Source organism: Lentimicrobiaceae bacterium (assembly GCA_020636745.1).
In the GTDB taxonomy this organism is placed as follows: domain Bacteria; phylum Bacteroidota; class Bacteroidia; order Bacteroidales; family Lentimicrobiaceae; genus Lentimicrobium.
In genome coordinates this window covers 650,392-665,003 of record JACJXH010000001.1, presented here as the reverse complement: position 1 = coordinate 665,003, position 14,612 = coordinate 650,392, and the positions used below count along the sequence as shown (strand labels likewise).

At 42.7% G+C, this 14,612-nt stretch carries 12 protein-coding genes; 7 read left to right on the top strand and 5 right to left on the bottom strand.

The window, feature by feature from the left end; all coding sequences use genetic code 11:
• Window positions 1–112 precede the first annotated feature (112 nt).
• Window positions 113–1,396: a DUF2851 family protein gene (locus H6541_02635; GenBank protein MCB9014664.1), complete on the bottom strand. Its 1,284-nt coding sequence runs from the start codon at window positions 1,394–1,396 to the stop codon at window positions 113–115.
• 148 nt (window positions 1,397–1,544) lie between these two features.
• On the opposite strand from H6541_02635, the gene H6541_02630 reads away from it, so the two are divergent.
• The 3 genes from H6541_02630 to rny all read left to right on the top strand — a co-directional run bounded on the left by H6541_02630 (window position 1,545) and on the right by rny (window position 3,964).
• Entirely contained in the window at window positions 1,545–1,832 is a 288-nt protein-coding gene (locus H6541_02630; GenBank protein ID MCB9014663.1) for a hypothetical protein, read from the top strand.
• 17 nt (window positions 1,833–1,849) lie between these two features.
• Complete coding sequence (locus H6541_02625) at window positions 1,850–2,131, top strand: cell division protein ZapA (GenBank protein MCB9014662.1); 282 nt, start codon at window positions 1,850–1,852, stop codon at window positions 2,129–2,131.
• A gap of 291 nt (window positions 2,132–2,422) precedes the next feature.
• Entirely contained in the window at window positions 2,423–3,964 is a 1,542-nt protein-coding gene (gene rny / locus H6541_02620) for a ribonuclease Y (protein ID MCB9014661.1), read from the top strand.
• A gap of 82 nt (window positions 3,965–4,046) precedes the next feature.
• Here rny and H6541_02615 read toward each other — a convergent pair whose 3' ends face one another.
• On the bottom strand, window positions 4,047–4,331 hold the full coding sequence (locus H6541_02615; GenBank protein ID MCB9014660.1) for a DUF493 domain-containing protein: 285 nt from the start codon (window positions 4,329–4,331) through the stop codon (window positions 4,047–4,049).
• A gap of 89 nt (window positions 4,332–4,420) precedes the next feature.
• Here H6541_02615 and H6541_02610 point away from each other — a divergent pair, with 89 nt between their 5' ends.
• The 4 genes from H6541_02610 (at window position 4,421) to H6541_02595 (ending at window position 9,085) form a co-directional block, all read left to right on the top strand.
• Window positions 4,421–5,236: a purine-nucleoside phosphorylase gene (locus H6541_02610; GenBank protein ID MCB9014659.1), complete on the top strand. Its 816-nt coding sequence runs from the start codon at window positions 4,421–4,423 to the stop codon at window positions 5,234–5,236.
• 451 nt (window positions 5,237–5,687) lie between these two features.
• Complete coding sequence (locus H6541_02605) at window positions 5,688–6,815, top strand: T9SS type A sorting domain-containing protein (protein ID MCB9014658.1); 1,128 nt, start codon at window positions 5,688–5,690, stop codon at window positions 6,813–6,815.
• 139 nt (window positions 6,816–6,954) lie between these two features.
• Window positions 6,955–8,496 (top strand): T9SS type A sorting domain-containing protein, encoded by a 1,542-nt coding sequence (locus tag H6541_02600; protein ID MCB9014657.1) that lies wholly within the window; start codon window positions 6,955–6,957, stop codon window positions 8,494–8,496.
• 127 nt (window positions 8,497–8,623) lie between these two features.
• Window positions 8,624–9,085, top strand: coding sequence for a hypothetical protein (locus tag H6541_02595; protein ID MCB9014656.1), 462 nt, complete (start codon window positions 8,624–8,626; stop codon window positions 9,083–9,085).
• A 165-nt stretch (window positions 9,086–9,250) separates the two neighbouring features.
• Here H6541_02595 and H6541_02590 read toward each other — a convergent pair whose 3' ends face one another.
• The 3 genes from H6541_02590 to dnaE form a co-directional block, all read right to left on the bottom strand.
• Entirely contained in the window at window positions 9,251–10,243 is a 993-nt protein-coding gene (locus H6541_02590; GenBank protein MCB9014655.1) for a DUF58 domain-containing protein, read from the bottom strand.
• Between the two features lie 23 nt (window positions 10,244–10,266).
• A complete protein-coding gene (gene trxA / locus H6541_02585) occupies window positions 10,267–10,584 on the bottom strand; it encodes a thioredoxin (protein MCB9014654.1) in 318 nt (105 codons plus the stop codon).
• A gap of 185 nt (window positions 10,585–10,769) precedes the next feature.
• Window positions 10,770–14,360: a DNA polymerase III subunit alpha gene (gene dnaE, locus H6541_02580; protein MCB9014653.1), complete on the bottom strand. Its 3,591-nt coding sequence runs from the start codon at window positions 14,358–14,360 to the stop codon at window positions 10,770–10,772.
• Between the last annotated feature and the right edge of the window lie 252 nt (window positions 14,361–14,612).

The window sequence follows — 14,612 nt, the reverse complement described above, 5'->3', positions numbered from 1 at the left end:
ACAGTATTTGATATTTTGAGTAAAAAACGATTTATTGCAGACCCATTCTCAGCTTACCTCCATCCATTGCCCTTAACCATACATGGCTATATGCAATATTATAAAAAAATTACTAACCGGCATTTGTAAAGTTATCAGGATTTTTCAGCAATATGTTGCCAATCCGGCATTCCAGGCAGCGCTTCTTATCACAATAATCAGTTTTAAGACCAATAAGTGCCTGAGTATTAAAGGCATCCTTTACGTTTAAACCTGCTGCTTGCCAATGCTGTATAATTGTATTTGACTCACCTGAAATATCATGATAAAGACTAAGAGCCCGGTTACACAAATCATCCTGCGCAAGTGATCTTCCATATACAAACATAAAAGGAAGCACCGCATTGATAATGAGCAACATTACTGAATTTTCGCCAAGATGTTTTTTACGTTTTACCGAAGATTTGCCAAAATGATAATGCTGATCCCAAAATACAGAGCCACTGACATCAAACAAAAGTTTTAATTCATCGATTGTCTCACAGGCAAGCACCTGCGACAACAGCGCTGCATTTCCGGCAATGAGGGACGAAAACTGTGCAAGTCTCACGGTCGGAAAATTCACAGGCCGTAGCCGCATAAACCGCCACAGGTGAGCAGCAATGGGCACCAGCTGATATTTTTTTCGCAAAAATGAATATTCGGCAAAGAGCTGCTGCGGCCAGGGTTCGGTATATTCATCGCTAAGCAAGCCAGCCTGACCAAAAATAAGCGCCTCTACCTGCATCGGGTTTTCAGCATGCCTGGCCAGGATGCGAAAGGGCAATGAGCGCGCCATCATTTCAAAAGGCAGCGTATTCAGGTTGAATCCGAAGCTTCGGGCCAGTAAAAAGTAAAAAGCACCTTCCCAATCGTTATCATTCAATGCCAGGAAGCCCTGAATAATATCAGCTTTACGCTCCAGTCTTTCAATCAGCATACGTTCGAGCCACAGGTTAATTTCATGTTCAGGCACCGTATGAATCAGATTGATACAGGGCACCCAACGGCGACTGTTCATAAACGCTTTATAAACTTCATAAATACGTTGATCAAACTTATGCTGAAGTTCAAGAACCGGTATTTTTTCGTCGGCAGGATCCATATCATGATGAAGAACAACATGCAGCACCACATTGTCATAAACCGGGTCGTTGTGGTGGCCATGTTTAAACCAATCGGAGGTATGCACATGTATTTCGACATTGCCAGCCCAGATAGTATCAGCAATGCGCAGACGGGCATCGCCAAAATCGGGCCCGGCATGGTGGTTATGGAAACCGGGATTGAGAATTTCAATGGGGTCGCCACTGATGGTTGACAGGCCTGAACTGAGCAGCCTGTACTTCCAGAGGTAGTGTAAAAAGGCTTCGGTCACAACTGAAAATTTTATTAAAATTATAAAAAATCACCTTTTGCGCCCAATAAATGATTATATTTGAAGAAAAATGGCCGTGTAAAGCCCAACGGGCAGTTTGTATGTAAGAAACTTTAACATATATTTGCTGCTTCTAACTAAGGTTTTCATGAAAAATGCCGAAACACTCGTAGCCGGAATAGCATACAAAGTGCGCAGGCTTATTGAAAAAAACGGAGCACTTCATCGGGAAAACAAGCAATTGGCCGAAGAGGTAGCCGGATTGAAAAACGACATTGAAAAGCTTGAACGGAGAATTTTTGAATTGAATGAAAAACTTACAACGCTTAAACTGGCAAAAACATTAAACAAGGAAGAAAGCCGGACAGAAGTAAAACTAAAAATTAATGAACTTGTGCGGGAAATTGACCATTGCATCGGACTCTTAAATAAATAAAACCTGTTAATTAACAAATGGATGAAATATCGATAACGGTGATGATTGCCGACAGATCTTACAAGCTTACCATTAGCCGGAGCGAAGAAGAAACACTGAGAGCAGCAGCCAAAGCTATCGATGAACAAATAAAAAAGTATGCAAGCTACTTTGAGTATAAAGACAAACAAGACCTTTTGGCCATGGTGGCTTTGCAGTTTTCGACCACTGCCATAGATCTGGAAACCCAGAAAAAGTTTTCTGACTCGGGGTTACTGTCAAAGCTGGAAGAAATTGATGAAATATTAACAGATGTTTAATTGAATACAGAGTTTTGCTAAGTTCTTTGAAAAAAATTTACGATATCCCGCATTGATTCACCAAGTTTGTAAACTCAACATTTTCAACTTTGGGGCAAAGCTCAGTACAGGATTAAGAACAGGCCTTACCCCGGTTTCGGCCGGGTCTCTCTCAGGAGAGCATTGGAAGTTTGATGTCCCTGGCAGCCTCATTTATGTCGTTTTGGGGTTTACCAAAACACTGAATCTTTGCGGGTTTTTTTGTCTCTTTTTTCCTCCATTCATCATATCTCAAACTAATCAAATTACCCAATGGAGACATTACTTATAATCATTGCCGCCATGGTTGGTCTTGTGGTTGGAGGGCTGATAACCAGCACTCTGCTAAGAAAAGCCATCGAAAAAAAGAGTGAACAAATCCTTAAAGACGCCGAAGAAAAAGGCGAAATGATAAAAAAGGATAAAATGCTACAGGCCAAAGAGAAGTTTCTTCAACTGAAGGCCGACTACGAAAACACTTTTCAGGAAAAAAACAAGGAAATTGCAAAAAACGAAAACAGACTCAAACAGAAAGAAGCATCCGTATCTCAAAAATTTGAAGAAATTCAACGCAAACAAAAAGAAGTCAGCGTCGTTAAAGACAACCTAACTGCACAGCTTGAACTCTTAAACAAGAAACAAGCCGAACTTGACAAAGCCATAAAGCAGCAGGTTGAACAACTTGAAACCATCTCGGGCATGTCGGGCAGCGAAGCCAAATCGTTGCTGATTGAAACCCTTAAGGATGAAGCCAAAGCCGAAGCAATGGTTCATATCAAAGACATTGTGGAAGACGCCAAGCTTACAGCCAACAATGAAGCCAAAAAAATTGTAATTGAAACCATTCAGCGAACTGCCGCTGAACATGCGATTGAAAACAGTGTTTCGGTTTTCAACATTGAAAGTGAAGAAATTAAAGGCCGCATTATCGGTCGCGAAGGCCGCAATATACGTACCCTTGAAGCACTCACCGGAGTTGAAATTGTGATTGATGATTCACCAGATGCCATTATCCTTTCGGGATTTGACCCGGTAAGGCGCGAAATCGCCCGCCTGTCTCTGCACAAACTGGTTACCGATGGTCGCATCCACCCTGCCCGTATCGAAGAAGTTGTTGGCAAGGTTAAAAAACAAATTGAACAGGAAATTATTGAAACCGGTAAGCGCACCAGCATCGACCTGGGCATACACGGACTTCATCCTGAGCTTATACGTATGATTGGTAAAATGAAGTACCGCTCATCATACGGTCAGAATCTGTTGCAACACTCGAAAGAAGTAGCCAATCTATGCGCCACCATGGCAGCCGAACTTGGCCTCAGCCCCAAAAAAGCCAAACGTGCCGGATTGCTGCATGACATAGGCAAAGTTCCCGACAATGAACCGGAATTGCCACACGCTATCCTGGGCATGAAACTTGCCGAACGGTATAAAGAGCCTGCAGATATTTGCAATGCCATTGGTGCTCACCATGATGAAATTGAAATGGAAAGCCTGATTGCTCCTATCGTTCAGGTGTGCGATGCCATTTCCGGAGCACGCCCGGGAGCACGCCGCGAAGTAGTTGAAGCTTACATTCAACGCCTTAACCATCTTGAAGAACTCGCCCTCTCCTACCCTGGAGTTGTTAAAACTTATGCCATTCAGGCAGGCCGCGAACTCAGGGTAATGGTTGGTGCCGATAAAGTGTCTGACGAAGAGGCCAACAAAATCTCCTACGATCTTTCCAAAAAGATTCAGGACGAAATGACCTATCCCGGCCAGATTAAAATTACGGTTATCCGCGAAACCAGAGCCATTAGTTTCGCCAAGTAACACAGTGCAATATCCAATAAAAAAGCGCTGCATTTGATGCAGCGCTTTTTTATTGGTCAGGCTACTTGAAATTTTAGAAAATTTACAAGGATATAATCCCTTCAATATCAGAAGCCAACCTATACCTTTCAATCACTTCTTCCGGATTCAGCATCAACTCTTTCACCGTAACTGAAATGTATTTGCCCCCCGATGAATGTCGGGTAAAAACACGCGACTCATCTCCAAAAAGGCTGCGTAACATCGCATAATCGCGGTTATTGTCAGGAATAATAAATTTGAACATATACACCGAAGGCCAGATGCCATGCTTATTTAATTGCTCATGAAGCCTGATAAAAAATTCCTCATTCTGTTGTTTTCCCACCGTCCTGAATTTTATTTGTACACAGATTTTATTTAATTTGCCGCTTTATTCCGTTTGCTCAAAACCAGCCATCCAAAATAACTATAAACATGAAACTGCTGACAGAAACTGTAGATTTTTTAAGAAAAGAAGGAATTGACTCACCGGTAACAGGACTGGTATTGGGCACAGGATTGGGCGATCTGGCCCATCAGATAGTTGCCGATAAAATAATAGACTATAGCGACATTCCTCATTTTCCGGTTTCAACAGTGGAGACTCACAAGGGCAAGCTCATTTACGGACGACTTAATGGCCATCAGGTGCTGGCTATGCAGGGGCGGTTTCATTATTACGAAGGCTACTCAATGCAACAGATTGTGTTCCCCATCCGTGTGATGAAACTACTGGGCGTAAAACAGATTTTGCTCTCCAATGCAGCCGGTGGCATCAATCTTTCATTTAAAAAAGGAAGCCTGATGCTGATTACCGACCATATTAACCTTTTAGGAACTAATCCATTGATTGGTCCTAATGATGAAAGTCTGGGTGTGCGGTTTCCAGATATGAGCAGGGCTTATAATCCCGAAATGTTGCAAAGGATGCTGACATCGGCAAAAGCTGAGCAAATTAACCTGCACCAGGGGGTGTACGCCGCTGTGTCAGGCCCTAACCTTGAAACAGCTGCAGAATATCGCTACCTGAGGACAATAGGCGCCGATTTGGTGGGAATGTCAACCGTGCCCGAAGTCATTGCCTGCAACCATATGCAGCTTCCCTGCGCAGCCGTTAGTGTGATTACCGATGAATGTGATCCTGACAACCTGAAACCGGTTGAGCTCGCAGAGATTATCGCAACAGCAGCTATAGCAGAAAAGTCGCTGACAAGATTGTTTATGAATTTTCTTAAACACATTCCCAAATAGGTCGAGGGCAAAAGTCAGTAGTCAGAAGTCAGAAGTCAAAAATTCGTTCCCGATGGCCTTTCGGCACCGAAATCCAAACCGACCGAAGGGAGCTTGTCTGCTTGTGCATAGCAGCAGGCCCGCCTGACTGTAAGGGCAACCTGGCAAACAGGCTCAGCGAAGCTAAATATGGAACCGAAATCCGGAATTCATCCGGAAGGAGTACTTAATTTATTTATAAGCAAAACGTTACCTCAATTATGACTAAGAAACAATAAACCTGCCATGTTAAATTAATAATATTTTTTGAGATATCAGATTTCAACTAAGTCCTGATAACAAAAAGTCAGTACATTTGCGACTATAATGTACCGTTGCCAGACGGTTGGGGATTACATTCAGACCGGGAATAATTAACAAAGTAGCGCATCTGCTTTGAGATGCGATTTTTTTATAAACTTTAAAAACCCGCATGATGAAGGTCTCGTATTACATGAACAAAAAAACATCAAAAGCGGAATCTGTAAATACTTCAGAAACACTAATTACACTCATTGATGAAGGAGAAACTTCCGATAAAGTTCTAGAAGTAAACCTTGCATCACCCTCAGAAGCGCTGGAGGTTAGAAATTCAATATTAGAGTATTCTCCTTTTGTTTCAGACACAGTGCTTAAATCATCCATTAACCGCGAAGAATTGCTCAACAATGCCATGATCCGAGATATAATGGTGGCCAATCCTCATAGTGCGAAATCGGAAATCATTATGCAGGAATTGGATATGCGCCTTGAGCCTATGCCCGATTACATGAAAGACGAAATCCTTGAAGGGATATTTTTACTATCTGCCAAAGAGTTGATGGAAGCTAAAAGGGACATGGATATGCAGTTTTACAATTATGGTTTCAATCGCTTACTTTCAGTTTCACTTACAGATTCCATACCTGTTCCAACCGATACGCTCATAGCCCTGCTTGCTGCCGATGGCAGCGCGGTTTCACTTATGAAACAGGCCTGGCTGCTTCTTGAAAACGGTGATACCACTTCAGCCTTAAATAAATGGAATACTATTAGCAACGAAATTCTACTTACAGAAGCAGAACTCTCAGAACTCAGCCAGCAACAGGTATTTATGCAATGGCTTATAGAAAACCAACCGATAGACACCCTTGATACGGAGCCATTGAACAACTTTCTTCTGTATAGCAGCCCGGTTGTCTCTGCAGGTGCAAGAGGGATGTTGGTTGCCAACAACCTGCTTGAATACTACGAACCATATCTTGAACCGGATTTAACCAAAAGTGCTGAAGTAATAAACCCACGGGTAAAACCGGTACTTCCTGCGCTAACTTACCTGAAGGTTTACCCCAACCCCGCCAAGGATTTTATCACCATAGAATATAATACTTACAATTATAAAACTCAGGGTGTAATTGAGGTTATAGATGAGTATGGCAGAAAAGTATTTAGTAGAAACCTCAATCGTCAGTTTGACCAGATTATTCTTGATACCAGAGATTTTAAATCAGGTAGTTACATTGTCAGATTAGCATCCGGAGATAAATATTTTGGCAATGCAAATGTCATCATTTCTCGTTAAAATAAACTTTGCAGGGAAACTGGATTTTGTATCCGGATTCCCTGCATAATACCAGATTATTATGAGAAAGATACTCTTGTTACTTCTTTTAATCTACAATCAAATTTGTATTTCGCAGAGTTGGGAACACACATTTGGTATGTCTAATAGAAGAGAAAACTTCCGTAGCCTAATCGAAAGCTATGATGGAGGCAATATTATTCTTGGGTCTTACGATTTTTTTCCCGACACCCGTGGATGGATCATAAAAACAGATATTAATGGTAACGTACTATATGATTTAACCATTGGAATGCCGGGGTCGGGGTTGGGAAATCTCAATTATCCTTCCTTTCTTTCTACAACATCTGACGGTGGCTTTATCATTTGCGGCAGCCATGACCGGTGGACAGTAAATGATATAGGAATTACAAAACACGATGCCTGTGGCGATCTTGAATGGTGTAAAGTATTTCGCACTGATGATAATAGTCCCGACTGGGGAGTTGAAATTCAACAATTGCAGGATGGTGGCTATATAATGCTAACCATGGGATATAGTGCCAACAGCAACAACCCTAGAATACATCTGTTCCGTTTAAACGCTACGGGTGATGTGCTTTGGATTGAGCCTTATGCTCTAACTGCAAACCATCCCTTTATAAGTTATAATGAACCTTATGATTTGGTTGTCACCCCTGACGAAGACTTTTTTATCGGCGGCTTGTGCTATTGGTGCGATGATTCAGTAGCTACGGGCGGGATAAATAACCGATGCAGGTTAAAAGCCATGGCCATCCTTGCCGACAGCAGCCGCCAGGAGGAATGGGTAAGTGTTTACAAAGCAACCGACACTTTAGCCTATTCCATAGCCGGTTGGGCAACCCAGCATGAAAGCGGCAGCTTTTATGTAGGCGCTGTTGATCAGTCCATCTGGCCAAGTTCACTGCCAAGGCTACTTAAGTATGATATAAACGGGAATCTACTGGCAGATTCACTTGTTGATATTCCGTTGATTGATAATAAGTGGGCCGAGGGTTTTATGGTAAATCCATCCTTTACCGAAGATGGAAAATTATTTGCATGTACCCGCTTTGTTGATGAAAACACACCTTATCCCGGTTGGTTTGGCCTGCATGAGCTAGATTCCCTGGGCGGTTGGCACAATTCAATAATACACCGGACTGCACATGCTCCGGTTGGCCTCATGGTTACGTCAGACAACAAACTTTTGGCAGGGGCTGTGGTTGGCAGTGAATTGGATCAGGACATTATCCTGATGAAATTCAACACTAGCCTTGCGTACGACAGCATTTACACCGCCCCACGGGAGTACGATTACCTCTGCCCCGATCCGATTGTTTCAAAAACCATTGATCTGAGCGACTGCGATGTAATTGTAAATGTGGAGGATATTCCTACCCGTAGTGAGTATGAGGCCCGCATCAGCCTGATACCCATAATACCAGCACCCAATCCGGCAAAGGATTACATCCGCTTTTTACTTGAAAATACAGAATACCATAAGAATATACAGGTTGTCTGTTACGATATATTTGGCCGGCAATTGGCTGAAATGCATGTTAACTCAGGCGTAAACGAAACCGGGCTCAGTATAACAGGTTGGCGGCCAGGATTGTATATGGCGGTGGTTTATTCTGGAAACAAACAGATGGGAAAGGCGAAGTTTGTGGTGGAATAGCATATTACTTTAGGGACACGTCATGTCGTGTCCCTATAGTAATATGCTCCGGTACATGCTGGTTAAATCACGTTGCAAAGGCAAATAAGCAAAAAATCCTGTTAATCCTGTTAATCCTGTCTAAAAAATGAAAAAAACAATCATACTAATTTTCTTTATCGCACTGAGCAACATTTCATATGCCCAACAACCCATTGACTCGCTCTACCTCTGGGTGAATTTTCAGGAAGAATCGATCACTATTGATATTCCTGATAGCTACTTTAATCACCGGACTACCATTCCGCGTATGCCAACCTTTGTTGTCCTACGCAAGCTCAATATTATGGTGCCGTCACTACCGGCCAAAGATACCTTGTTGCAAATTTTTGAGAATTACCTTACCAAAAACACAACCAACGCCGATAACGCTCAGCGTCTTGACGGGTTACGAGTAATGGTTTTGTATCTTTACTTCAGTCAGAATGACCTGTCTCAATTACAACCGGAGGTATTGGTTACACTGGGGGACTGGCAGGCGGCGCCGGAAACGCTCCTTATCCGCAAGGAGATCGGGCTGGTGCGAAAGTGGGTGGAAATGGCTAAGTAGTCAGAGGTCAGAGGTCGAAGTAAGAAATTCGTTCCCGATGGCCTTTCGGTACCGAAATCCAAACCGACCGAAGGGAGCTTGTCTGCTTGTGCATAGCAGCAGGCCTGCCTGACTGTAAGGGCAACCTGGCAGACAGGCTCAGCGAAGCTAAATCCAAAATTTATTTCAATGCATCCTTACCCGTTTCAGCAGATATGGCAGCAGCACCTGCCGGTAGCCCTCGTTGATATCTGCTTCTACGAGATCGATATGGTAACCTGCACATTTCACAGCCAGCGCTGATTTAAATGATTGCATCCGCTCCATGTATCCGGCTCTTATTTCATGCGGTTTTACCTTAAGTTCTTCACCCGATTCAAGGTCGACAAAACGGTAGGGCTTATTATCATAAGCAAAATCAATTTCGTGTCGCTTATCAGCCACATGAAAAAGTATCACCTCGTGTTTATTATGCCTCAAGTGCTGTAATGCCGGGAACAGTTCATCCTGTGCCTCACTGTTATCAAGCATATCGCTGAAAATAACTACCAGCGAACGCTTGTGAATGTTATCAGCAATCTGGTGAAGTGCTTTGGCTGCAGAAGTATATTTTCCCTTTATTTCAGCAGCAGGATTCAGCAGTTTCTCCAACTCTGAATAGAGATACTTTTGGTGCGTAGCATTGCTGTGCGCCTGTGTATGCAACCTCACATCTGTATCAAATACACTTATCCCGGCTGCATCGCGCTGTTTGCGAAGCAGGTACATAATAGCAGCAGCAGAATAAACCGAAAAAGTCATTTTATCAGACTGATTATTTTCGTTTTCTTTCCTGCGTGGAAAATACATAGAAGAAGAACCATCAATTACCAGTTGACACCGGAGATTGGTTTCTTCTTCGTAACGTTTAACATACATTCTGTCGGTACGGCCGAAAAGCTTCCAATCGATATGCTTAATAGATTCGCCCTGATTATAGAGCCGGTGTTCGGCAAATTCAACCGAAAAACCATGAAAAGGGCTTTTATGCAGGCCGGTAATAAAACCCTCAACCACCTGACGTGCAAGAAGTTCAAGCGGGCTAAAATCATCAAAACGAGCCTGTTCAATGGTGATTGGCACTGTATTGAATTTTGGCAATGTTAAAAAAAACCGGGATACATGCCCAAGGTCATGCATCCCGGAAAGAATAAAAACAGTGATTAAAGTAATTTTTCAAGCTTGGCCACAAGCACTGATTTGGGAACAGCTCCCACCTGTTTATCGGCAATTTCACCATTTTTAAAAAACAGAATAGTAGGAATATTCCTGATACCATATTTGGCTGTGATTCCAGGATTGCTGTCAACATCAAGCTTACCAATTACTGCACGTCCTTCGTATTCATGACTGATTTCTTCAACCAGTGGGCCAACCATACGACAAGGACCGCACCATTCAGCCCAAAGGTCAACAATTGCAGGTTTATCTGATTTAAGGACAAGTTCCTCAAAGTTAGCATCGGTTAATTCAAGTGCCATAATTTTTATTTTTGGTGGTTTAACATTATCTGCGTGCGCCCAAAGGTAAATGTTTTTTTTCGCTTATCAGCCGGGTTATCCCTATTTTTCATCATGAATTTCGTGCCTGACAATGAATACATTGAAAACATAAACCATTTAAAAGCCACAAAACCATATTACAATCTATATATGAAACTGTTCATCTATAAAAGGGAGAATCCAATTTCAGGGCAGGTTTTCAGCCAATCGGTAAAACGGCGCGGATCAACACGCAAGCGCGAAGGCAGTTCCACCGAAATACGGCCCAGATTATCCATCAAATTAACGGAAAAAGGACAATTTCCCTTGAATTCGTAAACAGCTCCCTGCAACCGGTCAATCATTTCGGTATTCACATCGTAAATACTGATGCTCAACACAATTTTTTTGGTCATTTTTTCCATGGCTTCTGCCAGTAGGCTCATTGAACTTATTTTCAGCTCAATTTGATCAGAGTCGCGAAATCTCTTTTGAACAGTTCCTGTAACGAGCAATGCCAGACCTTCTTCCAGCATATATTTCATTTTCAGATAATCTTCCGAAAAGAGTGTCAACTGAATAGAGTCATCAATATCTTCAATTACAAAGTTGCCAAATGGTTTGTTTTGTTTGGATATACGATGATTAACCGATGAGACAATACCTGCAAAAACAACCTGTTGACCAATGAACTTTTTAATTTCATCCTCCTTGATGTTGGCAATTGTATTTTTGCAGAAAGCGGCCATTTCTTCCTTATAATCGTCGAGCGGATGACCCGACATATAAAAGCCGGTTACTTCCTTTTCGTTACGGAGTTGTTCAAGATTACTCCAGGGTTCACAAACAGGCATTTTAATTTCAGGCATCTCCACATCTGAATCGCCGCCAAACAGGCTGGCCTGAATACCCGAAGCCTGGGCCTGATAATCGGCTGCGTGTTTCAGCACTTTTTCAAGAAAAGAGAGGCCATCACCATTGTCCTTTTGAAAATACTGGGCGCGGTGAGTATTGGAAAAAGTATCGAAAGCTCCGGCCATAGCCAGGGCTTCAAGACTGCGGCGGTTGACCGTACGAAGATTTACACGGCGCGTAAGATCCAGGATATTTTCAAAAGGGCCGTTGTTTTGCCGCTCTTCGATAAGTGCGTTTACAGCATTTTCACCAACTCCTTTAATCGCACCAATTCCGAAACGTATTTCGCCCTTTTTGTTCACCTTAAAATGGTACCCCGATTCATTCACATCAGGACTGAGAACAGGAATTCCCATCCTTTTGGTTTCGTCAATAAAGAAAGTTATTTTCTTGATATCGCTTAAGTTGTGAGTCATCACCGAAGCCATGTATTCGGCCGGGTAATGCGCCTTAAGCCATGCGGTTTGAAACGCTACAAAAGCGTAACAGGTAGAATGCGACTTATTAAAGGCATAAGCAGCAAAGGCCTCCCAGTCGACCCATATTTTCTCACAAACTTTCAGGTCAAGGTTATTGGCCTTGCACCCTTCCATAAACTGATTTTTCTTATTATTAAGGGTAATAATATCCTTTTTACCCATGGCTTTACGCAGGGTATCGGCATCGCCTTTGGTAAAGTTGGCCAGCTTCTGCGAGAGCAACATCACCTGTTCCTGATACACGGTTATACCGTAGGTTTCTTCCAGATATTCCTGCATTTCAGGCACATCATAAGTAACCGGTTCGCGTCCGAACTTTCGGGCGATAAAGTTGGGAATGTACTCCATGGGGCCCGGACGATACAAGGCATTCATGGCTATGAGATCCTCAAACTTATCGGGTTTCAGCTCACGTAAATGTTTTTGCATTCCAGCCGACTCAAACTGGAAAGTGGCATTGGTTTCGCCACGCTGATAGAGTTCAAGTGTTTTTTTATCGTCGAGCGGAATTTCATCAATATCAAATTTCAATCCGTGGTTTTCTTCAATCATCTGCAAGGCATCGCGAATGATTGTAAGGGTTTTTAACCCCAGAAAGTCCATCTTGATAACTCCGGCACTTTCAATCTCTTTCCCTTCAAACTGGGTAATAAGCAATTCAGTTTCTTTGGATGTACTTACCGGAATAATGTCGGTAAGATCGCAGGGTGCAATAATGATGCCCGCTGCATGAATACCGGTACTTCTGACTGAACCTTCCAGAGAGATGGCTTCTTTAAGGACTTCGGCTTGTAAATCATTACCCCTGGCAATTTCGCGCAGTTTTTTTACGTCCTCAAGGTCTTCAGAAGTAAGCTGTTCCTTCTCTTTGAGGCTTTTGGGTCCTTCCATAGGGGCCAGCATCACCCGCCTGAGTTCAATTCCGGGCTTATCGGGCACCAGCTTGGCAAGCATATTTGATTCGTTGAGCGGCAGATCGAGCACACGAGCCACATCTTTAATAGAGCTTTTGGCAGCCATTGTACCAAAAGTAACAATTTGAGCCACCTGATTTCTGCCATATTTTTCAACAACATAATCAATCACCTTCTGACGTCCCTTGTCATCAAAATCAGTATCAATATCGGGCATGCTTTTGCGGTCGGGATTTAAGAACCTTTCAAACAGCAAGCCGTATTTCATGGGGTCAATATTGGTAATGCCTATACAGTATGCTACCACCGAGCCAGCTGCCGAGCCTCTGCCCGGGCCAATAAACACACCAATATCACGTCCGGCTTTGATAAAATCGGAAACAATCAGAAAGTAGCCAGTAAATCCCATCCCGCGAATGGTGCCCAGCTCAAAAGCCAGTCGTTCTTCAATCTGCGGGGTGATATCTCCATATTTACGCCGGGCCCCTTCGTAAGTCATATCTTTCAGATAATCAAACTGATCATGATAACCGGGAGGCAGGGCAAAGTGAGGAAGCATTATCTCCTTATGCAGATTCAGCAAATCAACCTTATCAACTATTTCGTTGGTATTGTCAATGGCTTCAGGCAAATCGGAAAAAAGTTCCGACATTTCTGCCGTAGTTTTAAAATAAAACTGGTCGTTGTAGAAAGCAAACCTTTTGCCTTTGACAGACGTATCATCATCGTTGTAATCCTTCATGGTAGGAGTACTCTGCTTTTCGCCGGTATTGACACAAAGCAGAATATCGTGTGCATTGTAAAAGTCCTGCTCAACGTAGTGTGTATCGTTGGTTGCAATCACTTTTACATTGTACTTTTTGGCAAACCGCAGCAGAACCTCATTTACTGTATTCTGGTCGGGAATATGGTGCCGTTGCAGCTCAACATAGTAATCTTCGCCAAACAAATCGAGCCACCACTTGAATAACTTTTCGGCTTCGTCCTCACTTCCATTCATAATTGCCCTGGGGACTTCGGCAGCCAGACAGCAAGTGGTAGCAATAAGGCCTTCGTGGTATTGCAGCAGCAGTTCCTTGTCGATACGGGGATATTTGCTGTAAAACCCCTCCATATAACCCAGGGAACAAAGCTTTACAATATTGTTGTAACCGGTAGTATTTTTGGCCAGCAATAGCTGATGGAAGCGCTGGTCTTTTAGATCGCGGGTAAATTGTTTGCGGTGACGATCCTGTACCAGGTAAAACTCACAGCCAACAATCGGCTTGATAACAGGAGGTTGCCCCTTTTTGTTGTATTTTCCGGCTTCGGCTACAAATTTAAAAACTCCGAACATATTTCCATGATCGGTAAGGGCGATGCCGGGCATACCATCGTTGACAGCTTTAGAAAACATGTCGCTGATTTCTGCGCCACCATCAAGTATTGAATACTTTGAGTGGACGTGTAAGTGTGTAAATTTGCTCATGCGTAATATTAAACAATGAAACCGGATTCCATAAACCGGTTGGTTACCAACCTATAACTCAGATGTTATCAGTGAATTATATGATTCAGATTTTCACAATCGAGAAATAAATATCAAAAAAAATCTGTGAGGTAAAATTACTCAAAAGCCTGCTGAAAGCCCTGAATGTTGATAAGTTTTAACAAAATTAACTCCTGAAAACTTCTTTTCTGCTCCCATGGAATAGTTTAAAATAGTTTACCGGAGTATAAG